Below are 19,591 nucleotides of genomic sequence, written 5' to 3' on the forward strand. Positions count from 1 at the left end.
TACCACCCCCTACAAATCCGTTTCTGCGTACGTCCCATACTGCAACTGAATAAAAATAGATTGGTTGATGAATTTCACTTTGTGTTCTTTGGACTCTCCTGCAGCTCCGCCAATCATACCTCTATCATCATACATAGAAACAATTGCATTTTGCATGAACAGCTTTAACTTGCGCTTAAACTTTGCGCTCTTAGTTTTCTCATCAAAGCCATCTATGGCTCCACTGGCATAGTCATATGACACCTGTATGAGTTCTTCCAACACAGGGTCATTATAGTCCGCCCTTACCCAATCAGCCGCCTCCCGAGAAGTTACAATATCCAACCCATTCATTGTATCGCCGCCTTATTCTTTTGGCTCTGCTTCGCCATCAGCACCGTCAGCCCCATCAACCTCTCCCGTTGCGTCAGGCTCTGCTTCGCCATCAGCACCGTCTTTCTTGCCGGAACCCTTTCTGGTGGATAATTTTTCTGCATAGCCAAAATCAACTAATTTTTCCGCAGTTTCTTTAGGAATATCTCTGATTTCATCTACTTCGAACTTCTCGTAGCCAACACCATTACAGCCAACCAAACACCTAATCTTCATATGCCCCATCCTCTCTTTGAAAATAGAGTGCCCTGCAAAACGCAAGGCACTATTCACGCCAACGCTACTTACTGCACTTCGATTTCGCCGTAAGCAATAGCCTCCATATCAAAGCCTTTTACATCTTCACGAGTAATTGCTCTGATTTCAGTCCTGTTCTTCCCAAATGCTGTGCCGCCAATGGAGGTTGCAAGCAATGAAGTTGCCTGTCTATCAAAAAGCACGATTGCTTCTTTCAAAGACCCAATAATAACAGGGGCATACTTTTTACTTGTAGTAGCATCCGTTCTGGTAGCAATCGTTTTATTAGATACAACCTTTACGGGTCTACCAGCAAGGAGTTTCTTTGTGGGATTAGTTGGGTCTGGTTGCAAGAGGTACTTTCCATCCACATCCTTCATCTTATCAAACACGTTAAATGAATCTTGGTTCATAATGATTTCTGACACAGCAGAGATCGCAGGATCAAGGGTTACGTTCAGAACATTTTTTACATCATCAATGCCCGCAATGGCTGTTTTTGCCTTTGCGTTCAGCAAATCTACAATTAACTTGTTGCGGGTAGCGACGGATTTCTTTGCCAACCATCTGTTAAGGTAAGCTTGCAAATTCGCCTTGTTATCCGCAAGCAGATTGTTTGGAACTGGCAAGATACCACCACGATCCTTAATCTGATATGTAATGTTCATGAACTGAGGAGAATCGGTTTCGGGTACATTTTCACCTTCTGCAAACTCTACGAACGGCGTGTACTGTGCATCCTTTTCTAAGTTTCGACTACCCGTTAGAGTGGATACCGGCTCTACAGTTACAAGCCCCTCTAAAGGCTCAAAGGCTCTTTTTAACTCATTAATAGAAACTTGCTGATCTACTGGAATTAAATAGCCGCCATCTTCTCCGGTGCCGCTAGAAAGGGCGTTATTTACTTTTAAAAGCATTTCATTCTGCTCGGCGGTTAACGCTCTACCCGCCAAGGCATTATAAAAAGCATCTTCATAAACGATCTTGTCGTTAGCACCATTGTCCAGCGGAGACATACCACCACCAGAAATCTCGGCGATTACCTCATCCATTTCCGCATTTTCAACTTGTTCCTGCATTTTAATTTTTGCCTGCAAATTCTCCATTTCTTTAGTAATGGCTTCAATTTGTTCCAATGTTGCGGCATCATCTTTTACCAGTTCCTCCGCTTTGTTCTGCAATTTCCCCAAATCCAACTTTAATGCATCAGATAATTTCATATTATTTGTTCCCCTTTCGTATTGTCATTTTTAAGTTTAATTTTCCTTTTGCAAGTTGCAATTTCTCATTTGTTTGAGCGTCTGTTTCTACCGCTGGTTCTTCTGCGCCCAGCTCGCCCTTTAGCTCACTTCTTATTTTGTCAATTACCCCCTGTGGCAACATGCCCCCACTATCGGCGATTGAATTTACAATCACAGGCTCCGTTTCAAACATAACCGCATCGGCAAAGCCTAATTCTTTTGCTTTCTGCGCTGTCAGCCACGTTTCCTTCGACATCATATCAAGCAACTCATTTGCGGACAGGCCAGTCTTAATCTCGTAAGCATTTGCTATAGATGCATCAATGCCAGACAATACACCCGCTACATGCTCAAAATCTTCTTTATTGCCACTTCCAAAAGTTGATGCTCTGTGCACCATAATTTGCGCAGTGGGCGAAATTTCAAGCCACTTAACCCCCATAGCTATCACACTTGCAGCACTCGCCGCAATTCCCACTACTTTGCCCACCGTTTTTCCTGCATGAGATTTTAAGGCCGTGTATATTTCTGAACCTGCATAAACCGAACCGCCGCCGCTATTTATGATAACCTCTACATCTTCGCTGTCTTTCATTTCGGAAAGCGCTTTATTGACCTTGCTAGGGCTTGTCGCTGGTATACCAAACCAATCATAAATCCATTGATCGCCGTCCGAGATAATAGGACCTTTGATTTCAATTTTCCCCATTAATTTTCACCGCCTTTCTTGTACTGACTTCCAACATTGTCCAGGTTAATCATGTTGCCATTTCCAATCAATTCGTTAGCCTTGGGATGGTCGGAATAAGGCAACCCAAGTTCCTCCCTGCCCTCATTTGGAGTCACAAGGAAACTTTGAGCACCTTTATGCAGTACATCCATTTGCTCAATCGGATTCATTTTAAACAAGGCTTTTGTTTCAATCTCCATAAAGGTAGAGCCTTTTTCTTTGGATAGCACCATCTTGCGAGTATATTCCTCTCCGTAGCCTTTGAAAATTGGTTGCATGGTATTTACATACAAGCTTGTTTGTTGCGTAACGCTGTTTGCATAACTTGATTTGGAATAATCATTGATTCCATTTGGGGATATGCCGAAAGCCGCCGCAATCGCCAACGCCTTAGCTTTACTCAAAACGCTAAATTCACTATCTACCAATTTTGAATCAAGGACGTCCGGCTTAATTCCTGGCGGTACAGGTATGTAAGTGCCAGTTCTACTAAATTCCTCTACTGACTCCACAAGCGCTCTCTTGCCCAATTTCTCCATATCGCCTGTATAGTGCAAAAGAACTTTATTTGCTACCATGTTGCCTTTATGTAGCCGGTGTATATACCGTTCGCCATAGTAGGCAGAATCAATTTGCATACCGATAATGTCCTTTATTGCTATTCCGCTAATACCATCAAAAGAGACAGAGCTTTTGAAATGAAGAATTTCATCAGATCTAAAAATCCACCGTTTGCCCGTCCTAGAATCTTGCCACTCATACCAAACCCCATTAGGCCGCCCAAATACCCCTTTGTCGTCAATCCAAATAGTAACTTCTGTTGTCGGAAGAAGCCAAAGCGCTCTTATTTCCCCTGCGGCTCTCCCCTTTTTTTGTGTTTCGATATAAACGTAGGCATTTCCATAATGGTTTCTGTTTAACTCGATCGCCTGTTTCATGGTTGAGGCTGTGTAGTATTTGTTTGGCTCCACATTGAGAAGGTACTCCAATCGAGGGTTTAAAGCCCTTTCTTTCCCTTTTTTCTCGGTATTTTTGTAGATTCTTACATCCAACTTGCCCATAATCTCGCTGAGCAACTTCAGACAGGTAAAGTAAGTAATTTCACCCAACCTATTACCTACAGAGTCAACGTCAATGCCCAAAACCTTTAGAAATTCCTTGTCGTTCAAGCTGTATACTGTGTCAGCCCGAATATCCTTTGTCTTAATCCCAAACAATCTCAATCATTATCACCTCGATTTTTTGCAATAAAAATACCACTAGCGAAGAACGACACGCCGATTAGATACAACATCAACGTAATGTCTATTCTTGCTGTGGCAATGCACAGAAAGGAAATTCCTATCAACAAAAGTATTTCTGCTGAAAACTTTCGCATAAACTCTTTAATTTTCTTCTTTTTCAACTCCAAACCCCCCGTAAAAGTCTTTGATGTAATCCTCTGTATATTCAACCTTTTTCTCTTGGTTGAATAGCTGAGAATACGAAAAAATTGTAGCCATAACCATGTCTATTCTGGTCTTATTTTTGTTAACTTTATTCAGCAGAATGTCTCCACTCGTCCTGCCTGTAACCGTTGCAGTATTGCTCATATTCCAATCAAGGAGGCTGTTTTTTTCATATTTGACAATGCCTTTGTAGACATCGTCTCTAAACTGCTTGATAGACGGAGAAAGCACAGAATAAGACTGTTTCAATACAATTACATCATATTCCTCTGCCAACTCCTGCATTGTCGCAATGATATTATAAGGGTCTGTAGCAATCGCCTTGACTTTGCATTTGTATTTATCTTCAATGCCCCTTATCCTCTCTTTTAGTAGGTTGTAGTCAACAATGTCCCCCGGGGTAATTGTGCAATGTCCCAAACCCTGCATTTTGTGGTAGTCGATTTTTTCCCGACGTTCTTCTAGTGTATTTTCAGGTAAGAAAGCATGAGATTTCAAATAATAAACCCCATTCTCTTCATACATGATAGTCATTCCTGTTAAATCAATGGTAAGTGAAGCATCGACCCCAACAATAACTTCTTTCCCCTCAAAATCAACACTTTCGACTCTGCATTTTTTCCATGCATCAAACTTAATATATGGATCACCACTATTACTAGGCAAAAAGTTATTCATATTCTTCGTGATGTATTCAAGTTTCTCCTGCGGTTTGAGTTTTGCTTTTTTTCGGTTATCCCGGACGATATCGTAGTTTTCCTCAATCCGCAAAGGGTTTGCCTGGTAAATGCCAGTATCATCCCATAAATGTTCTTCCTCGGCATAGTACAAAAGAGCAAACTGCCTTTCGTCCTCAACCACACCGTCAAATACTTTTCTTATGTATTCAATATCTTCCTCCATGATTGAATTAGATATCGCATAAGCTGTAGTAGTTCGGAAAACAAGAGGGTTTATAACATTTTGTTGTCCACCCTTTAAAGCATTGAAGTTGTCAGCATTCTGAAAGTTAGCATGTTCATCCGAACAGATTGCCGATGGTCGCACAGAGTTGTTCTTCCCACTCTCTGCTGTTCTTGGCTGATAAAAACTATGAGTAAGCTTGCATTCAATCATTCCTGTAAGTGTCTTACTCACAGTAAAGTGTTTTCTTATATGCGGACTGGCATCAAGTAATTGAACCATAGCCTTTCTAATTTCTGCTGCAAGCTCCTTTGTTAAACAAATCGAATAGAATTCGCTGTACTCCTGTTCTGTAAGCATCAACAATATAAAAATCAATGCCACAGTATTTGTCTTAGCGTTCTTTCTCGCAATAAACAAAGTAATGTCATTATGCTTAAATTTTTTGGAGTTATCTTTGAACCTCCAAGCAAAAACATTTGTTATTAAAAAACATTGGTATGGCCCTAGATATGCTAACACCTGTTTCCCAGCTACAAAACCAGTAGCATAATTGAATAATTTTAAAAGATTGTTTATCTTCTTTAACTCTTTTTCATCGAAATAGTATTGAAATTCTTCGGCGTATTGCCTTTCTTCATAATCCATAAGGAAGATTTTACACTGGCAAATAACCTCTTTTGTAGTTATTTCTTTGCCTGCAACAACATCCTTGGCGTACTTTACCGCCCGCTCCAACAAAATCAAGGTTAATCACTCCCTTAATGCCTGCAGAACAGGATCAGTCTTTTCATCTTCTGAATTGATTTTAAGCACAGCTAAGGCAGCGCGATCTTTTGGCGAAAGTCCTAATTTGCTTGAAAACTTATCAAAAATTTTTGAGTAGCGCTCATATGTTTTTACGGCATCCATTTCAATCCCGCTTTCATTAAACATCCCATTGCAGTTAAGTATTTTTCTACACTCATCCATCCGAGACAATGCGTCAGCCACAATGCTTACGACGTAGGTATCTCCACCGCTTAAAAAATCGTCAGGTAAAAGCTTGATAATTTCTTGGTATAGCTTAATCCCACTTTCGTTCAATTCACCTTTGGGCTTTCTAGGGATTTTCTTTTTCCCTTTTAACTTTTCTTCTGCCTTTTTTCTATCTTCAATTTCGTCTTTTCCAGTTTTCCCAGTCCGTAGATCTGCCGGCTTTATGTTTGCCATATGACCACCTCCTCTCAAAGTTCTCAAACTGGCAATTTTTTTAAGTGATAGAGTATATGCGGTCTTGGGCACATCGTCCCAAACTTTTTTGCACCCCCTAGGGTCTCCCATGCATCACCAAGTATTTCAATTCATTTCTTTTTTCCATCTGTCTAGCAAGCCAAGGAGCATCCGCTTTGCATCCTCCGTATAGTTACCATGGAGCATACTATGTACCCCATTTGATAACGGGATAAGATTGTCAATGTCCAGCGCCTTACTTTTATCCTTGCTGTATTCTGTTATGTGATGCACCACATCTGCTGGAACTATTTGACCATCAATAAACAAACTATACAAACACAATCCATTGTACCGCCCCATAACAACAGCTCTAATATCAAGCCAAGCTTTACTCCTGTAAAAAGAATAGCTTTCCTTGTCACGCTTATATCGGTCGTAGTAGGCTGTTTGCTCTTTCTTTTGGACAGCGCAGTCGCTACAACACTTTTCATTGTAATTGATAAGCTTTCCACACTTGCAAGTCTTTTTGAGCATCTACCTACCGCCCCTTTCTTTGCATAACAAAAGCCCTGCATCTCTGCAAGGCTTGTAGATTATTTATTATTTATTTAATCTAAAGTCAACTCTATATCCATATCATCAGCGTCGGTATAGAAGATTCTGTATTCTGTCGTCCCCTTGTCCACATCAAAGCATATGATGCCGTTTAATGTTTCTTCTGGTGCTACCTTATAGCTGTTAAGCGTTTCTGTATCTTTCGGTCTTTCATCTGACACAAGCATGCTTTTGCCATTTGCCTGTAATGTGAAATAATAAGGGTTAAACTCATAATCATCTGTAAAATGGTTTGTTATGCTTACATCCAGCACGAGCAATTCCTTGCCCTCTTCCAATTCATCCCAATGATCTTCCTCTGTTGTGGTTACACCATTCAATGCAACAGATACACCTTGTTCTACCTCTGTCGATTCGCCTCGCTCTACTTTAGCAGTCTCCTCTTGGCTGGCTGTTGTGTCCGTTTCGCCTCCACATCCAATCATCCCGAAGGATAACATAAAAACAATTCCTAACATCGCACATTTCTTCATCATTACCGCCCCCGATTCTTTTTACAACTATACTACTATATTTTTCCAATATCTGCAATCTTTTGCAACAAAAAGGACACCGCCTAAACGATGCCCCTTTCTCGGAGGATTTTGAATCACTTAACATTCGACACTTCTTACTAATACCATTATAGCATTTATGAAACGGACATATCGGACAACATTGAATTTTTATCAAGAAATCTTGTTACTGCCTTTCTTATGCTATCCTCTGTATTGTTCCCACCCATTCTGTCAGCCACCTGATTCCAAGAAAGCTTATCAATAAACCTGTATCTTACAATCCTTCTCATGCGGCAATCCTCAATAGAATTTATGTAAATCTCAATCTCGTTTACTAGCTTCACGGCCTGCTGTTCAGCCTTTTCGAGTTGAGCCTTATAACGATATAGTTGACTTAGTTTCTCGTCATAGTGAGGCAAAGGGAATCCCTCAATGCGAATACTCCCTATTGTGCCGTCTTTCCTACTTCCTCTAACAGAATCCAATACCGTACCCTCTGATTCTAAACGCTCAATTTGAGCCTTGATTTTATTGATTCTGCGTTTCAAGTCCTTTATTTCATCCTGAAGGTCAACATACTGATCTAATAATTCCTTCCCCAACAGCATCACCTTCTTTTTGATACATCCGCAGCATCATATCTTATTGAGTATAGTACAAAATATACTATAGCCACGATAAGCCACCTCGTCTGTTTCTGTGCATCGATCCACCCGTAAGGATAATTAAAAGCATTAATAATATATTTCATTTTCATAACCTATCACCCCTTGAAGAATCCCATTCTTTCACCTAGTCGCAGCATAGCCATGACAACCATGTATAAATCTTTTCCGTCGATAGAAACCATATCAAATTCAGCTGTAACATTTTCCCCATCACGTTCTGTAAACCGTGTAACTAACCCCTTTTCAATAACCTCTGTGGTTCCATCGTCATATGTAAGGGTAATGTCTTTTACTGTTCTTTCTTCTCCCATGTAAATTCCTCCTTATCCCATCTTAACCCTATTAGCCCTCTGCACCTCATACGCCCTAACCGAGTTGCTTTTGATGTAAGCCTGTTCTCCGCCCACATCTTTTCTTTCTCCGCCTGATACGTTTTACACGTTCCATGGCACTTATAATGGCGGCTTGTACAATCTTTGCAACAGGTAACCATGAAATCACTCCTTGACCTCTAATATCATAAGTTGCCCTAGTATCGCCATTAGCAGGTAGCATATACTACGCATATAATCACCTTTTATATACGTCACAACTAAACAAAACATCATAAACGCAATCATAAAATTTAAGAATCTGTACCAAAATTTATCGCTCACGCAAACACTCCTTTGGCGGTTCAGGTATCGCCCAGTGGGTAATGTGCTTTGTCGCTATATGTATTAAGGTTCCAGCCACATTACGGGCGCTCCAATTTTGCTTTCCCTCATGCATGTAATATTCCCCCGCAAGAAATGCACCTGATTTACATGCAATCCATACTTCTTCCCTTTCTTTTGGCAATCTATCCTTAACGCTAATCCATCTGCTCATTCCGCACCGCCCTTCATTTCCTCCAACTTCGCCTGCGCTTCGGCTTCGGCGAGGAAAAATTTAATTCCAAATCCTTTTGGATCTATTTCATATCCAGCCCAATATTTATTTGTTTTATCGGTATGTGCAGATATTCTCCACTTTCCGCTTTTCCAGCAGTGAATTGATTCAACAATTAATACTTTAATTAATCCATCAAAAACCATATACACCGTATCCCCAACCTTACAAGGCAACTCCACCGCCTTATCCAGTCTGGCACGAAGGGAGGTGTTTTCATTTAATGCATCAATAGCCATTGCTAATGCTTCGTGTTCGTCTTTATCAAACTGAATTAAAAACATTTGTGACAAAAGGCTTACCGCTTTTTTGACACTCAACTCCACCTACTCCACCCCCATTTCAGCACCGCATGAAGGGCAAACAGAATCATCGTCAGCAATATAGCTTTCGCATTCAGAACACACCCAATCCATAGCAACCTTGTTCCCCCGAACAACCTCTTTCACATCGGCGGAGGGAAGTGTTCTCAATTTACACACAGCCTTTAAAATGCCGTTTGCAAGTTCAATTTCCCCGTTAGCGTGTTTCTGCTCTGCATATTGCCTTAAAGAATTTTCTGCAATTTCTGCATCTATGTATTTTGACATCCCTATTCCCCTTTTCTCCTGAATTCTCCGCAAAATCCTTTTTCAGCAGAAAACATTTCATCTCCGTCAACGGTTGCACTTTCTATGCTATAAAAATTATCTCCGCATACCTCCATAATTTCAAAGAACAATGCAGTTACAGTTTCATTCACATCTTCCTTGTCTAAATTTATTTTGATTGCCAATTCTTTCACACCTGTTCCCCCTTTCATGTTGGTGGCTTCACCGATATGTTTCGGCTCGTATCGGTACGCAAGCCATGTTTTGCCGTAGTCACAAAATCTAAACCCGTACATTGTGCCGGGATAACCACAACAAAAACGTTCCCCTTTCGACCAATCACTATTTTTCTGATAATATCCCGATTTCCCAATTTCCATTTTGTCTGTTATCTCAATCCAAACCCAGCCAAGCAATTCAATTTTTTCTAATTCCTCCAACCCCAACGGCTTAGGATCATCCCGTTCGAGTTTTTCTTGCAGGGCACGGACTATCACATCGCAACTTTCCTCACAAAGACTTTCCCCTATGTAATCACTCATTGTCATTTCTATGATTGCATCTTCTATTTTTTTGATCTCGCTCATTCCTCATCCTCTCCTTTCAATTTTGGATTGTCGTGGATATTGCCGATAACCTCGACCGTTGTCGTTCCGTTGCCTAAGGGGCATAACCCCCAAAAAACATTGTTTTGGAACGCAGGGTACAGTATCCAAAGTCCATCTACGCGTTGTCGTATTTCTCCCAGTGCCTTGACTCCCTCTGACCAACACTTGACTATGTCCCCTTCAAAAATCTTATTCCCATTTTTATCTATTAGCCCCGTCCACTGTCCGACGGTTTTTTCAAAAACATATGAATCATTACCATTTGCCAAGTCTACAATTCTATAAGGGTCAGTAGTTATTAAATCTCCATAGACCCATTTAGAATCTTCAAAACCAATCGTTTTGCCTCTAAACAAAATCTCTTGCATGGTTATTCCCTCCGTTCGCCGCAGCTGCAAAAATCACTGTTTTTTGTTTTCTGAATCAATCCTAAGCGGTTACAACAAAATCCTTTTACCGAGTATTCTGCGTCCATTCTCCAATGCTTACATTCCCCACACGTTACAGGTTGACTTGCTTTTAACTGCTCATTTTCCGCCTGAAGCTGTTCTAATTGGTCAGCGGCAATATTATGTAATTTGCATCTGTAATATGGGTGAGAAAGCTCCTCCCCGACAAATTCACACCCTTTGCAGTTATGTTCTCGTATTTGACAATCACCTCGTAACGCCTTTACCGTTTCATCTATGTTCATGGTTACACCTCATTCCCCCAACAATCCCAGCCATCTACGCATTGACGTGCAAATAACTCTATTCTAGGTATGTCGCCGCAAATATTAACTATGTAATCTCTTATGCAATCTGGCTTACGGGAATGTTCTCTGCGTTCAGAGTGGACAACAGACAGAACATTTCTAACCAATGGTTTTATTCTTTTTGGTTTCTTTTTTACACCAATCAAGCATACCTCAGTGTTTTGCCTTGTGTAGTATCCCATCCCCCAAGATGGATTTCCATTTTTACTTGTTTTTATCCAGTCAAAACCCAAGCCGTAATACTCAAACCCCCATGCTTTTATCGTTTCCAAACCTTGCTCTAACCTTGGAAACGTCACCCAAAGAAACAAGATGCTCGTTTCGTCACTAATTTTTTCTATGGGCAATTTAAATATTTCGTCTTTTGTCATTACACCGTTATATCTTTCCGCAAGTCCTGCACATCCTCTTACACCACTACCACTTTCTTTATATTCCCAAGGCGGATCTGCATAAATAATTTGGTACTTCTTATCAGTATTAAAGATATCTACCTTCATTTTCATTCACAGGAGTAAACAGCTGTTTTCGGTCGACCAAACCTCTTACTCCTTCCGTCTTTATTTAATTTTCTCGTACTAGCACCCTAGGCCTATACACCCTACATTCATGGTATTTCTCTTGTTTCCTAACCGCACCAAGTGTATTTTGGAGTATCCCAATCATTTTGCGGTTGTTCTGCCAAAACTCATATAATGGCTGTATTTCTTCCAGCCTATCTTTGTAGTACCGCCTATCCTGCCTTGATCGTTTTAAATCGTTTGCAAACTTCACCTTTTTACTTGGTTGAACGTCTCCAAACTCAAGCATATGTAAATAGTCCTGTGTAAGCTTGTCCTGTCTGGATATTTCCGCCTGATAGCATTGATGGAGGCTTTCGACGTTGTTCAAGAGGTCTAGAAAGCTTTCAATGCATTCAGAGGTTTTCTGTTCTTTCGCCATCTGCATCCCTCCTGCTTGCACTTAATATGGCCTTTTCCGTCATAGCCACAAACTGAATCAATTCAGCAATAGCCATTCTGCCGTTCTTGGACATTTCTTCCAACCAACCAATACCAATGCAATTATTTTTAGTTGCCTCCCAGTGCAGTTCTAATCCCTCACGAACAAGGTCAACTTTCTCCATTGACTCCTCGTATTCTTCCCGCATTACCGCATGGGCCTCGTGATTAGATGCAAACAAAGGGAAGGTTTGATTGGCTGTTTCTAATTCCTCTAGGACGAGGCTATTAATTCCGTGTAGTAGTTTTTCTCGTATCATCTTCACACCTCACTTGAAACAATCTGGCATAACCACTTTTAACTCATTTGCAATGTCCTGAAAGCGTTTTTCCGCCTCTTTGAGTGTTAATACTTCCTCAGCTACCAACTTGCGACACAGCACCTTATAAAGCCCCTGTATGCATCCATCAACGGTGCCGTAATATCCAATGACAGAATAAACACGTTTTCCGTCTTTATCATCCTTCTTTGTGTCTAGCTTCAAGGCATAATCGTATGCTTGTCCATCAATGCAATAATCTCTGATTAGCTTGATCATAAAATAATACCCCTCTTTCTCAAACCCTCGTAAAAAGTGTCGTTGTTTATCCATGATCGTATAGTATTTGGATTGATTTTCACCGCAGCCGCAAATTCCCCTGATGTCATTTTTCTGCCGTCCATTACGATTTCATATAGACATCCGTTGCCGCCTTTTCTGGTTTTAATTGTCAACTCCACCTCGTGCCGATTTTTCGCCGCAGCAGAACCCTTTTTCGGTGTTATTTGATTTGGTTCAAACCCCAAATCTTCAAACGCTTGCAATCTTCTTAGAAGTGGTGAACTATATACTTTATTCGCTTCTGTCATTCGTGCCATGGTATCCTCACACCCCTATTCTTTTAAAGGCTATTTTTTTATTTTTGAACATTGCCATTCCGTTGCCTTTGCGGATGTATTTTGCTAAATCGTTTGGATCCATCCAATTATCCTTAGCCGCCTCCTTGATTGTTTCATATATCTCAATCAGCTCACCAGTGTCATAGTCCAGTTGCATTACTTTGGTTGCCATTACTCGCCCTTCTTTCCAATTCATCCACAAGTAGAACAAATATCTTCGCCTCGGTATCATTCTTGTTAAAGTACGCTCCCATCGAAACCACCTCATCCCAAAACGCCTGACTGCCTCCTGTTGCTTGCAATTGGGGGTAGTACTTATTCCAAAACGCTGCAGCCTTATCAAATGGGTTGTTGTAAGTTGCCATAAATAACGTCCTTTCTTGTTTTTTAATACAAAACTGTTCCAACTGTACCGCTACTGTGCCTCTGCAAACCATTGATTTATAAGGGCTTGGTACGGTTGGCACGGTTGGCACAGTCAAAAAACAACTCCTCACGTGAACTGGGAATATAAAACATTTTGTTTTTAAAAAGTTATATATATCCGTTTATATATAAGGGTGTATAAAAACACCGTGCCGTACCGTGCCACTGTGCCATTTTTTAAAAAGGAACCTCTTCCGAATCGTCATTTATAACCGTAAAAGCGTTTTCAATTTCGGCTGTATAGATGCAAACACAAGGAATTCTTTTGTTAAAGCCTTTGATTTGCTTTCTTTTCGTTGTCCTCTGGTCGTCATAGGCGATTTTTCCGTTCCTTTTCGCCCAGCTAAGAAAAGCGGCACTGTTAAATCCCTCGTTTTTCAGTTCCCTGTCAAACACTGACTTAATGATGTAAACGCAGTCCGTTTCAGTGACTCCCCACACCTCCCCAGCATACTCTCCGAAGTCGTCTGGATTAAATTTCTTAGGGTTCCTTCCCACCAACTCAAATATGAATTGATAGGCTCTTTCGTTCACATCTACGTCTTTTCGGTTCACCATGATTTTCTTCATATCATTGACGGTGAGATATTTGCCATCTTTAAAAATTAAGTCAGTAGCAATCCTGTCAGCGGCTAAAATTGCACTAGCTGAACCCGCCTGTTTGTCTGTACTGTCTGAATTGATTAGCTGTTTAAAATAATCACGCTGATTTCGTTGTGCTAGCCCCACGCCACCATCCTGCAGGAATTCAATAAACTCTCTCCCTGCAAATCCGTAATTCTTCGTTATCACATCGCACATTCCAGGCAAATCAGTGTAAACTTTTTCTTCGCACTCAAATTCTATAATTCTATTAATCGCTCCACCGCCGCTATTAGAATTGCTTATCGGATGCTCGCCATTGGTTATGATACAATTCTTCCAAGTTTGATTACGTTGTAGTCCACCTGTTTTCGCTCCTCTTGCCTTTCCTACGCCCTCGGTAAGTTGGTATATAATCTTGTCAAAATCCTTGATGCCCTGAGAGGACTGAATTTGCAACTCATCCAGGCACACTGGCAAACTGTTTAGAAAACCAGCCTGCAACTCTTGGGCTACTGAGGTGCTATTAAAAGTTGTTATGTATTCGCCCATTTTCGGGGATGCCCATACACTAGCTGCAATCATTAAACCAACAGTTTTGCCTACCTCTGTTCCACCCCATGCATGGACGAAAAATGGTAATAAGCCACACGGCCCTACTAAAACGCTTGCAAAACTCGCTGCTAAGAAAATCCTTCCTGTTAGGCTCGTTGCTCGCATCTTTAACATGATTTCTTTCCATTCATTATAGGAACCCTCTTGCTTTACAGAATTAAAAATATGTCTAAAACTCTGTTCTCCATCAAATTCAAGGTTTTCAACGTAAGGACTGAAGCCGTGCTCACCAACCCAGCCAAGCCGTCCGACTGATTTCTGCTCTGGGATTTGTTCGTAGTTTAACTGCTCAATTTCCAACAGGTACGTACTCAAGCCTTTTGCGTTTTCGCTATTAACGAACACGCCATTTGCCGCAAGCTGTAAAATGCCACTGCTACTCGCAAGCATCGTCTTTTCGGCTATTAACGTGCGCCAGAACCGCCCTTTTTTATAGGCAATCCTTAGCCTTTCCTCGCCGCTATCTATATTGACAAGCCTCTGAATTGGCATAATTGGGTGCTTACAAACGTCAACTTCGCAGCCAAACTTATCCTCATAAACTATCCCGTAGTCGTCAGCAATATATTTACCGCTCATCAGCTCTAATTCTTGCCCCTCAAAATTGGTGGCATTGTCAAAACTTACTCCCTTAGCCGCCTGAACTGTTTCTAGGTATGCATTCCACAGCCCCATAAAGCCACGTATCCCAACAGCTGCAGCCTTTTGTTTCATTTGCTCTCGCATCTGGGAAAGCATAAATTTATTGTCTTTGAATTTGTAAAGAAACTCATAAGGCATTGATGAATTGGTAAAATCCTCCGCTGTATAATCAGGTATTTTTATTTCGTTCTTTCCCATTCATCCACCTCTCAATTTCTGCACAATCAAGCCTGTATCTGACCTCGCTTATATTCTGAATAGCCTCGATAAATAGTGGATGCGGTTCTTCATCCATGCTTTTAGGTGCATAATGCACCTTCTGAAACTCAAGCCTGTGATACTCGTCGAAGCAATCCCAGAAATATTTGTCCTGCTTTTGCCTTTCTTCTTCTTGCTGTTTTCGCTTCTTTTTACGCTCAATGTCGGCCCTTATCATCTCTCTCCGCTGGGCAACCGAAATCTTTTTGCCAATCGGTAGCATTAGATTAAAATCGCCGTTCATTTTGGTTATAGCCTGCTCAAAGCTAATACTATAAAGCATCATAACGAACTTAATTACGTCGCCACCTGCCCCGCATCCAAAACAATGAAATCCTTTATCGCCATCGTAAATCTTAAGACTTGATGTTTTTTCTTTATGAAAAGGGCAATTTATAAACCCTGCTCTATTCGGCTCATGTCCGTAACGACTTGCAACGTCAGCCATGGTCAGCCGCTCTTTTATTTCCTCGGCATAATTCATTTACTCACCGCCTAACAACTCAATCACCCTTAACCCTGCTTCCTCTGGCTTGCAGAACTCAAATTTCACGCCGTATTTATATTCCATGGAAGTCAGAATCTTTGCTAACTGACGCCCCGTGGTAGCCTTGGGCGACTTCTTTAATCGCCAGTTGTACCATTTGTATAGGTCGTTGATACAGGTCACGCCGTCGGCGTTTTCGATTAACACAAACAGTTTAATGCCGTTGTTCTGTGCAAGAATCAACTCGTCCCTGAATCTTCCATGGCTCTTTCCAACAACATTCGTTATAATTTCAAGAATGTCTTTTTTTGTATCAACCGCAATGCTGTGCGTTCCAAGAAGGTCCATCTTTTTGACGTCTTTTTTCTGCTTGCTCTTGCGACTGATAACGTCCTGAACCTTTTCATTTAAGGCTATGTAATCACCGCATGGGAGAGGCTGCCTTGTGTAGGCAACCCCCAGCTTGTCCCATTGCTTGTGCTTTAACTCGTGCTTTCCTTCTTTTTGTCCTTTGTCCTCTACAATTACCAAAATATCACCCCTTAAAACGGAAGATCATCATCGTTGACCGATTCATCTATCGGATAAAAACCGTCGCTCGGTGCGCTTGTATCTGGTTGAGAATTGCTCGATGCCCTATTTTGCGTTTCACTCTTGCCTCCGCAGAAATAATGTTCCTCTGCTACGACCTCAGTTGCATAGCGTTTCTTCCCCTCATTGTCCTCCCATGAGCGCACTTGGATTCTTCCGACAACCTGTATCATATTGCCCTTGTGCAACCAGTCTTCAGCGAATTCTCCATTTTTTCCGATTGCTACTATATTGATAAAGTCAACGTCAGGTTGACCTTGCTGTTTAAATCTGCGATTGACCGCCAAGGTATAATTAGCTACTGCAACAGGGCTTGCTCCCTGTGAATATCTGATTTCTGGATCACGTACTAGGCGGCCCATTAGAATTGATTTATTCATTTTCTTTCCCCTTTCACACTTCCATGTATAAATCAGCCGCATTGATTACCTCAAAATGCTTTGTAGCCTTGCAAAAATCACACTTTCCGCATCTTATCGGTTTCTCAATGCCTTTTTTGATATTGTCATAATGCCGAACCAGTCCTCTAAAATAAGACAGCCTTTCGTCAAGAAACTCTTGCGGCATAATCAAGCCCTGAATATCTGTGGTCTTTTCCTTTGTTGCCGCAGCTATGTAGAATGGCAGTAGTTCACCTGTGAATTGACGTACAATCTCTTGATATACAGCAGCTTGCAAATCATACCCCCATGCTTCAAAATATGGCATTTTTTGACCATCTTTCCAAATTGGTGCGAAATCTTTCATAACCTTTAAATCAACAATCTTTTCATCTGGAAAGTAAGAATCAATTTTGATTTTTACAGGAACGCCCTCAATTTCACCCTTCATGATTACTTGCTTTTCGCCAGATAGAAACTTCATGAATTCTGAATCGCTTTCAATGCGGTTGATAATTTCATTAGCTTTTTTATATTCCGCTCTCAAATCACCTTTTAGCGTAAATATTGCAGGGTTTTGCGCTTTGAAAACATCCAATGTTCCTTCAAAGTGAGCATCCACATAGGAACCAACCAGCAAAGCCACGGTTTTTTCTTCGTCAAACTCGCATTTGGCTTTTGCAAGTCCCCCAGCTTCACATTCTTCAAATGCTTTAAACTGAGATACGCCCATATATTTCATACTTGCTTCTTTTGAGAAGTAGTTTTCAGCCGTTAAAATCATAATTCAGTTACCTCCAAGCAATCATCATCCGTTGTGCGGGTAGCAATGAACTGCAAGCCCTTTTCCTTGCACTTCTGATAAAGGCTTGTCCTATTGGCTTCTGATAGCTTCTCAGCCCCATCAATCAAGATAATCTGCAATGCGTTTGGCCTGCTAATTGCCACGTCTACACACAGACCAAGTTTTTCTCCCTCTGACAGATTGGAAACGGGCAATCCATTGATAAGAGGAATGCCATTCTCAACAGTCAGCCCAACAACGGGAATTGTGGCAGTCTTTAAAATTTCACCCGGCAATTCTCTTGCAAGTTCAATCTTTTGTGTAAGGGTTTCAGATTTTTCTTGAAGGACTTCAATTTCATCCTGCATTTTACGCATACGGTTATATTCGTTCAGGTGCTTAATCATTTCGGATGCAGTTTGCAGTTCTTCTTCCTTTTCTTTGACTGGGATTTCTTCCAATGCGGCGTACTTTTCTGCAATCTGCATATCCTCGCCAAGCTTAGCTTTTTTTGTTTCAAATGCCTGTTCTGCAAGCTTTTTTTTGTCAATCAATTTTTCATCAATAGTTTTTTGCTTGTCCTCTGCGGCTGCCAATTCTGCCTTTAAGCGTTCGATTGTGCCAGCCAATGCTTCTTTCTCTTGTGCAATGGCTCTCTCGGCACTGGAAACTTCAATTTCCATTTCAGCCTCATAACCTCTGATTTTGTTATCATAAGAATCCTTGAAAGTCTTGGCACGCTGAATTTTATTGTTCTTTTCTTTTGCCCTTGACAGTTCATCGTAACCACTGGATAGGTCATAATTCGCCCACGTTGCAGCGTTATAATTCTCAGGTAAATCCTTTGCGATTGCCTCCACAACAGCCTTTTTACTCTTGATATCCCTGTTTGTATCCTGTCTGCGGGTAAAGTAAACGCCCTTTTCTGACTGAATGTCATGCAAAACTTGCAAGATATTTTGCTGATAGTCCACGCCCTCTGGGATTTCGCCGAACTTCTCACGGATCCAATTCAAGTCCCAAGCAAATTCAATCAGGTCAAGGATGATTCTGTTCTGTTCCTCCTTTTTCATGCTTGCAAACTCAACTGGATTCAACTGCAACGGTGTAAAAATATCCTGCAAGAAACTTTCTGGACGTTGCACAGTGTATCCGTTTTCCTTAATAGATTTATAGTCAACCTGAGTCGTTCTTTTCTTTCTGTTAATAGAAAGGCCTGTATCTGTCTCAATCAGGATTTCACCTTCCTCGGCACCGTCCTTAATTATGTAATCTCTATTGGATGAATTGGTAAGAGCGTATATGATGGCATCCAAGACAGAAGTTTTCCCACTGCCATTAGGACCAGTCAATTCAATGCTTTTGCCATCCAACTGCTTTTCTGTGATACCAAACAAATTCTTTATGTGAATCTTAGTTGTTTTCATTTACTTCCTCCTGTCCGCTCTTTGCCTCTTTTGCCATTTCTGCCGCACAATCTGAGCATAATGCTTTACCATATTTTGATTTTGTGTATTCCGCCAATTGCTCTGTTGTCATTTTATCGAACGGCTTGATATTGTTTCCGCACTTTTCGCACGGAATAGGCTTGCCCTGTACTGGCTGACTGTTCTGCCTTGGTGCAAACGGTCTAACCCTTAATGCGGCCACAACCTCGCCAAACGCCCTCACTTTAGGGTCTATGTAGAGCTGGATTCTTGCACCCTTCCACTTTTCAACCAACTTTTCTCCTGTGACTTTCGCAATTGCCTTGGAATTAGTTACGTTAAGAATCATTGGCTTGCAGTTCTCTACGAAATGAATTACTATTTTTTCAGCCGAGCCATCTGCATTTTTAACAGATTCCTTTGTAACTGCCGCAATCGTTACGGTAACCTCTTGGCCGCTTGCAAAATCAGCCTCGCCCAAATATTTAGGGTCAGAAACAAGCTTCTTCCAATGTCCCGTCACTTCATTCTTCATGAGTATCACCTTCCTCAGATTCCTCGATCTCGCCACTCAAAATCGCCTTGATTTCTTCCGCTGTGGCGTATTTTCTCAATGAAGTATAAGCAATCAAGGCCTTGACCCTGCCGCTCTGCTCCCATAATTCTTGTAAATCATTTTCAGGTACCAAACTATCCATTGACAATCC

34 protein-coding genes are annotated in these 19,591 nt (G+C 41.2%); all 34 read right to left on the minus strand.

Annotated features, from left to right (window positions below):
* Positions 1-9: 9 nt before the first annotated feature.
* A complete protein-coding gene (locus RBQ60_RS13970; RefSeq protein WP_307884285.1) occupies positions 10-333 on the minus strand; it encodes a hypothetical protein in 324 nt (107 codons plus the stop codon).
* 12 nt (positions 334-345) lie between these two features.
* Positions 346-588: a hypothetical protein gene (locus RBQ60_RS13975; protein ID WP_307884286.1), complete on the minus strand. Its 243-nt coding sequence runs from the start codon at positions 586-588 to the stop codon at positions 346-348.
* 68 nt (positions 589-656) lie between these two features.
* Positions 657-1,829: a phage major capsid protein gene (locus RBQ60_RS13980; RefSeq protein WP_307884287.1), complete on the minus strand. Its 1,173-nt coding sequence runs from the start codon at positions 1,827-1,829 to the stop codon at positions 657-659.
* Between the two features lies 1 nt (position 1,830).
* Positions 1,831-2,559 carry a head maturation protease, ClpP-related gene (locus RBQ60_RS13985; protein WP_307884288.1) on the minus strand — a complete coding sequence of 243 codons (729 nt, stop codon included), beginning with the start codon at positions 2,557-2,559 and terminating at the stop codon, positions 1,831-1,833.
* On the minus strand, positions 2,559-3,803 hold the full coding sequence (locus RBQ60_RS13990) for a phage portal protein (RefSeq protein WP_307884289.1): 1,245 nt from the start codon (positions 3,801-3,803) through the stop codon (positions 2,559-2,561). The genes RBQ60_RS13985 and RBQ60_RS13990 overlap by 1 nt, the downstream gene beginning before the upstream one ends.
* Complete coding sequence (locus tag RBQ60_RS13995; RefSeq protein WP_307884290.1) at positions 3,800-3,985, minus strand: hypothetical protein; 186 nt, start codon at positions 3,983-3,985, stop codon at positions 3,800-3,802. The genes RBQ60_RS13990 and RBQ60_RS13995 overlap by 4 nt, the downstream gene beginning before the upstream one ends.
* A complete protein-coding gene (locus tag RBQ60_RS14000) occupies positions 3,966-5,678 on the minus strand; it encodes a terminase large subunit (RefSeq protein WP_307884291.1) in 1,713 nt (570 codons plus the stop codon). Before RBQ60_RS14000 ends, RBQ60_RS13995 begins: the two co-directional genes overlap by 20 nt.
* Positions 5,679-5,684: 6 nt before the next feature.
* Positions 5,685-6,143 carry a P27 family phage terminase small subunit gene (locus tag RBQ60_RS14005; protein ID WP_307884292.1) on the minus strand — a complete coding sequence of 153 codons (459 nt, stop codon included), beginning with the start codon at positions 6,141-6,143 and terminating at the stop codon, positions 5,685-5,687.
* Positions 6,144-6,269: 126 nt separating this feature from the next.
* Positions 6,270-6,680 carry an HNH endonuclease gene (locus tag RBQ60_RS14010; RefSeq protein WP_307884293.1) on the minus strand — a complete coding sequence of 137 codons (411 nt, stop codon included), beginning with the start codon at positions 6,678-6,680 and terminating at the stop codon, positions 6,270-6,272.
* A 74-nt stretch (positions 6,681-6,754) separates the two neighbouring features.
* Complete coding sequence (locus tag RBQ60_RS14015; protein WP_307884294.1) at positions 6,755-7,237, minus strand: DUF4352 domain-containing protein; 483 nt, start codon at positions 7,235-7,237, stop codon at positions 6,755-6,757.
* Between the two features lie 155 nt (positions 7,238-7,392).
* On the minus strand, positions 7,393-7,860 hold the full coding sequence (locus RBQ60_RS14020) for a DUF1492 domain-containing protein (RefSeq protein WP_307884295.1): 468 nt from the start codon (positions 7,858-7,860) through the stop codon (positions 7,393-7,395).
* 161 nt (positions 7,861-8,021) lie between these two features.
* Positions 8,022-8,237, minus strand: coding sequence for a hypothetical protein (locus tag RBQ60_RS14025; protein ID WP_307884296.1), 216 nt, complete (start codon positions 8,235-8,237; stop codon positions 8,022-8,024).
* Positions 8,238-8,292: 55 nt separating this feature from the next.
* Positions 8,293-8,427, minus strand: coding sequence for a hypothetical protein (locus RBQ60_RS14030; RefSeq protein WP_307884297.1), 135 nt, complete (start codon positions 8,425-8,427; stop codon positions 8,293-8,295).
* A 144-nt stretch (positions 8,428-8,571) separates the two neighbouring features.
* Positions 8,572-8,796, minus strand: a complete 225-nt coding sequence (locus tag RBQ60_RS14035) for a DUF551 domain-containing protein (protein WP_307884298.1) — start codon at positions 8,794-8,796, stop codon at positions 8,572-8,574.
* Positions 8,793-9,182, minus strand: a complete 390-nt coding sequence (locus RBQ60_RS14040) for a hypothetical protein (RefSeq protein ID WP_307884299.1) — start codon at positions 9,180-9,182, stop codon at positions 8,793-8,795. The genes RBQ60_RS14035 and RBQ60_RS14040 overlap by 4 nt, the downstream gene beginning before the upstream one ends.
* Complete coding sequence (locus tag RBQ60_RS14045) at positions 9,183-9,446, minus strand: hypothetical protein (RefSeq protein ID WP_307884300.1); 264 nt, start codon at positions 9,444-9,446, stop codon at positions 9,183-9,185.
* A gap of 2 nt (positions 9,447-9,448) precedes the next feature.
* Positions 9,449-10,033 carry a hypothetical protein gene (locus tag RBQ60_RS14050; RefSeq protein ID WP_307884301.1) on the minus strand — a complete coding sequence of 195 codons (585 nt, stop codon included), beginning with the start codon at positions 10,031-10,033 and terminating at the stop codon, positions 9,449-9,451.
* Positions 10,030-10,422 carry a YopX family protein gene (locus tag RBQ60_RS14055; RefSeq protein WP_307884302.1) on the minus strand — a complete coding sequence of 131 codons (393 nt, stop codon included), beginning with the start codon at positions 10,420-10,422 and terminating at the stop codon, positions 10,030-10,032. Before RBQ60_RS14055 ends, RBQ60_RS14050 begins: the two co-directional genes overlap by 4 nt.
* A 2-nt stretch (positions 10,423-10,424) precedes the next feature.
* Entirely contained in the window at positions 10,425-10,748 is a 324-nt protein-coding gene (locus RBQ60_RS14060; RefSeq protein ID WP_307884303.1) for a hypothetical protein, read from the minus strand.
* A gap of 2 nt (positions 10,749-10,750) precedes the next feature.
* Entirely contained in the window at positions 10,751-11,311 is a 561-nt protein-coding gene (locus tag RBQ60_RS14065; RefSeq protein WP_307884304.1) for an MT-A70 family methyltransferase, read from the minus strand.
* Between the two features lie 64 nt (positions 11,312-11,375).
* Complete coding sequence (locus tag RBQ60_RS14070; RefSeq protein ID WP_307884305.1) at positions 11,376-11,753, minus strand: hypothetical protein; 378 nt, start codon at positions 11,751-11,753, stop codon at positions 11,376-11,378.
* Positions 11,728-12,072: a hypothetical protein gene (locus tag RBQ60_RS14075; protein WP_307884306.1), complete on the minus strand. Its 345-nt coding sequence runs from the start codon at positions 12,070-12,072 to the stop codon at positions 11,728-11,730. The genes RBQ60_RS14070 and RBQ60_RS14075 overlap by 26 nt, the downstream gene beginning before the upstream one ends.
* Positions 12,073-12,081: 9 nt before the next feature.
* The gene (locus RBQ60_RS14080; RefSeq protein ID WP_307884307.1) at positions 12,082-12,351 is read right to left on the minus strand and encodes a hypothetical protein; all 270 of its coding nucleotides are present in this window, start codon (positions 12,349-12,351) and stop codon (positions 12,082-12,084) included.
* Positions 12,348-12,671 (minus strand): hypothetical protein, encoded by a 324-nt coding sequence (locus RBQ60_RS14085; protein WP_307884308.1) that lies wholly within the window; start codon positions 12,669-12,671, stop codon positions 12,348-12,350. The genes RBQ60_RS14080 and RBQ60_RS14085 overlap by 4 nt, the downstream gene beginning before the upstream one ends.
* Positions 12,672-12,678: 7 nt before the next feature.
* Complete coding sequence (locus tag RBQ60_RS14090; RefSeq protein WP_307884309.1) at positions 12,679-12,864, minus strand: NUMOD1 domain-containing DNA-binding protein; 186 nt, start codon at positions 12,862-12,864, stop codon at positions 12,679-12,681.
* Entirely contained in the window at positions 12,833-13,174 is a 342-nt protein-coding gene (locus tag RBQ60_RS14095; RefSeq protein ID WP_307884310.1) for a hypothetical protein, read from the minus strand. The genes RBQ60_RS14090 and RBQ60_RS14095 overlap by 32 nt, the downstream gene beginning before the upstream one ends.
* Positions 13,175-13,295: 121 nt before the next feature.
* Positions 13,296-15,155, minus strand: a complete 1,860-nt coding sequence (locus RBQ60_RS14100) for a DUF927 domain-containing protein (RefSeq protein WP_307884311.1) — start codon at positions 15,153-15,155, stop codon at positions 13,296-13,298.
* Entirely contained in the window at positions 15,127-15,699 is a 573-nt protein-coding gene (locus tag RBQ60_RS14105) for a CHC2 zinc finger domain-containing protein (protein WP_307884312.1), read from the minus strand. Before RBQ60_RS14105 ends, RBQ60_RS14100 begins: the two co-directional genes overlap by 29 nt.
* Positions 15,700-16,233: an ERCC4 domain-containing protein gene (locus RBQ60_RS14110; RefSeq protein ID WP_307884313.1), complete on the minus strand. Its 534-nt coding sequence runs from the start codon at positions 16,231-16,233 to the stop codon at positions 15,700-15,702.
* Positions 16,234-16,244: 11 nt separating this feature from the next.
* Positions 16,245-16,673, minus strand: coding sequence for a single-stranded DNA-binding protein (locus RBQ60_RS14115; protein ID WP_307884314.1), 429 nt, complete (start codon positions 16,671-16,673; stop codon positions 16,245-16,247).
* 13 nt (positions 16,674-16,686) lie between these two features.
* A complete protein-coding gene (locus RBQ60_RS14120) occupies positions 16,687-17,457 on the minus strand; it encodes a PD-(D/E)XK nuclease-like domain-containing protein (RefSeq protein ID WP_307884315.1) in 771 nt (256 codons plus the stop codon).
* Positions 17,454-18,884: an AAA family ATPase gene (locus tag RBQ60_RS14125; protein ID WP_307884316.1), complete on the minus strand. Its 1,431-nt coding sequence runs from the start codon at positions 18,882-18,884 to the stop codon at positions 17,454-17,456. The genes RBQ60_RS14120 and RBQ60_RS14125 overlap by 4 nt, the downstream gene beginning before the upstream one ends.
* On the minus strand, positions 18,871-19,419 hold the full coding sequence (locus RBQ60_RS14130; RefSeq protein WP_307884317.1) for a hypothetical protein: 549 nt from the start codon (positions 19,417-19,419) through the stop codon (positions 18,871-18,873). Before RBQ60_RS14130 ends, RBQ60_RS14125 begins: the two co-directional genes overlap by 14 nt.
* Positions 19,409-19,582 carry a hypothetical protein gene (locus tag RBQ60_RS14135; protein ID WP_307884318.1) on the minus strand — a complete coding sequence of 58 codons (174 nt, stop codon included), beginning with the start codon at positions 19,580-19,582 and terminating at the stop codon, positions 19,409-19,411. Before RBQ60_RS14135 ends, RBQ60_RS14130 begins: the two co-directional genes overlap by 11 nt.
* Positions 19,583-19,591 lie beyond the last annotated feature (9 nt).

The organism is Anaerotignum sp. MB30-C6, assembly GCF_030908465.1.
In the GTDB taxonomy this organism is placed as follows: domain Bacteria; phylum Bacillota; class Clostridia; order Lachnospirales; family Anaerotignaceae; genus Chakrabartyella.

Coding starts and splice junctions, on each gene's coding strand:
- RBQ60_RS13970 (WP_307884285.1), bottom strand. CDS start 333: ATGAATGGGTTGGATATTGTAACTTCTCGGGAGGCGGCTGATTGGGTA.
- RBQ60_RS13975 (WP_307884286.1), bottom strand. CDS start 588: ATGAAGATTAGGTGTTTGGTTGGCTGTAATGGTGTTGGCTACGAGAAG.
- RBQ60_RS13980 (WP_307884287.1), bottom strand. CDS start 1,829: ATGAAATTATCTGATGCATTAAAGTTGGATTTGGGGAAATTGCAGAAC.
- RBQ60_RS13985 (WP_307884288.1), bottom strand. CDS start 2,559: ATGGGGAAAATTGAAATCAAAGGTCCTATTATCTCGGACGGCGATCAA.
- RBQ60_RS14005 (WP_307884292.1), bottom strand. CDS start 6,143: ATGGCAAACATAAAGCCGGCAGATCTACGGACTGGGAAAACTGGAAAA.
- RBQ60_RS14010 (WP_307884293.1), bottom strand. CDS start 6,680: ATGCTCAAAAAGACTTGCAAGTGTGGAAAGCTTATCAATTACAATGAA.
- RBQ60_RS14015 (WP_307884294.1), bottom strand. CDS start 7,237: ATGATGAAGAAATGTGCGATGTTAGGAATTGTTTTTATGTTATCCTTC.
- RBQ60_RS14025 (WP_307884296.1), bottom strand. CDS start 8,237: ATGGGAGAAGAAAGAACAGTAAAAGACATTACCCTTACATATGACGAT.
- RBQ60_RS14035 (WP_307884298.1), bottom strand. CDS start 8,796: ATGAGCAGATGGATTAGCGTTAAGGATAGATTGCCAAAAGAAAGGGAA.
- RBQ60_RS14045 (WP_307884300.1), bottom strand. CDS start 9,446: ATGTCAAAATACATAGATGCAGAAATTGCAGAAAATTCTTTAAGGCAA.
- RBQ60_RS14050 (WP_307884301.1), bottom strand. CDS start 10,033: ATGAGCGAGATCAAAAAAATAGAAGATGCAATCATAGAAATGACAATG.
- RBQ60_RS14055 (WP_307884302.1), bottom strand. CDS start 10,422: ATGCAAGAGATTTTGTTTAGAGGCAAAACGATTGGTTTTGAAGATTCT.
- RBQ60_RS14060 (WP_307884303.1), bottom strand. CDS start 10,748: ATGAACATAGATGAAACGGTAAAGGCGTTACGAGGTGATTGTCAAATA.
- RBQ60_RS14065 (WP_307884304.1), bottom strand. CDS start 11,311: ATGAAGGTAGATATCTTTAATACTGATAAGAAGTACCAAATTATTTAT.
- RBQ60_RS14070 (WP_307884305.1), bottom strand. CDS start 11,753: ATGGCGAAAGAACAGAAAACCTCTGAATGCATTGAAAGCTTTCTAGAC.
- RBQ60_RS14075 (WP_307884306.1), bottom strand. CDS start 12,072: ATGATACGAGAAAAACTACTACACGGAATTAATAGCCTCGTCCTAGAG.
- RBQ60_RS14080 (WP_307884307.1), bottom strand. CDS start 12,351: ATGATCAAGCTAATCAGAGATTATTGCATTGATGGACAAGCATACGAT.
- RBQ60_RS14085 (WP_307884308.1), bottom strand. CDS start 12,671: ATGGCACGAATGACAGAAGCGAATAAAGTATATAGTTCACCACTTCTA.
- RBQ60_RS14090 (WP_307884309.1), bottom strand. CDS start 12,864: ATGGCAACCAAAGTAATGCAACTGGACTATGACACTGGTGAGCTGATT.
- RBQ60_RS14100 (WP_307884311.1), bottom strand. CDS start 15,155: ATGGGAAAGAACGAAATAAAAATACCTGATTATACAGCGGAGGATTTT.
- RBQ60_RS14105 (WP_307884312.1), bottom strand. CDS start 15,699: ATGAATTATGCCGAGGAAATAAAAGAGCGGCTGACCATGGCTGACGTT.
- RBQ60_RS14115 (WP_307884314.1), bottom strand. CDS start 16,673: ATGAATAAATCAATTCTAATGGGCCGCCTAGTACGTGATCCAGAAATC.
- RBQ60_RS14120 (WP_307884315.1), bottom strand. CDS start 17,457: ATGATTTTAACGGCTGAAAACTACTTCTCAAAAGAAGCAAGTATGAAA.
- RBQ60_RS14125 (WP_307884316.1), bottom strand. CDS start 18,884: ATGAAAACAACTAAGATTCACATAAAGAATTTGTTTGGTATCACAGAA.
- RBQ60_RS14130 (WP_307884317.1), bottom strand. CDS start 19,419: ATGAAGAATGAAGTGACGGGACATTGGAAGAAGCTTGTTTCTGACCCT.
- RBQ60_RS14135 (WP_307884318.1), bottom strand. CDS start 19,582: ATGGATAGTTTGGTACCTGAAAATGATTTACAAGAATTATGGGAGCAG.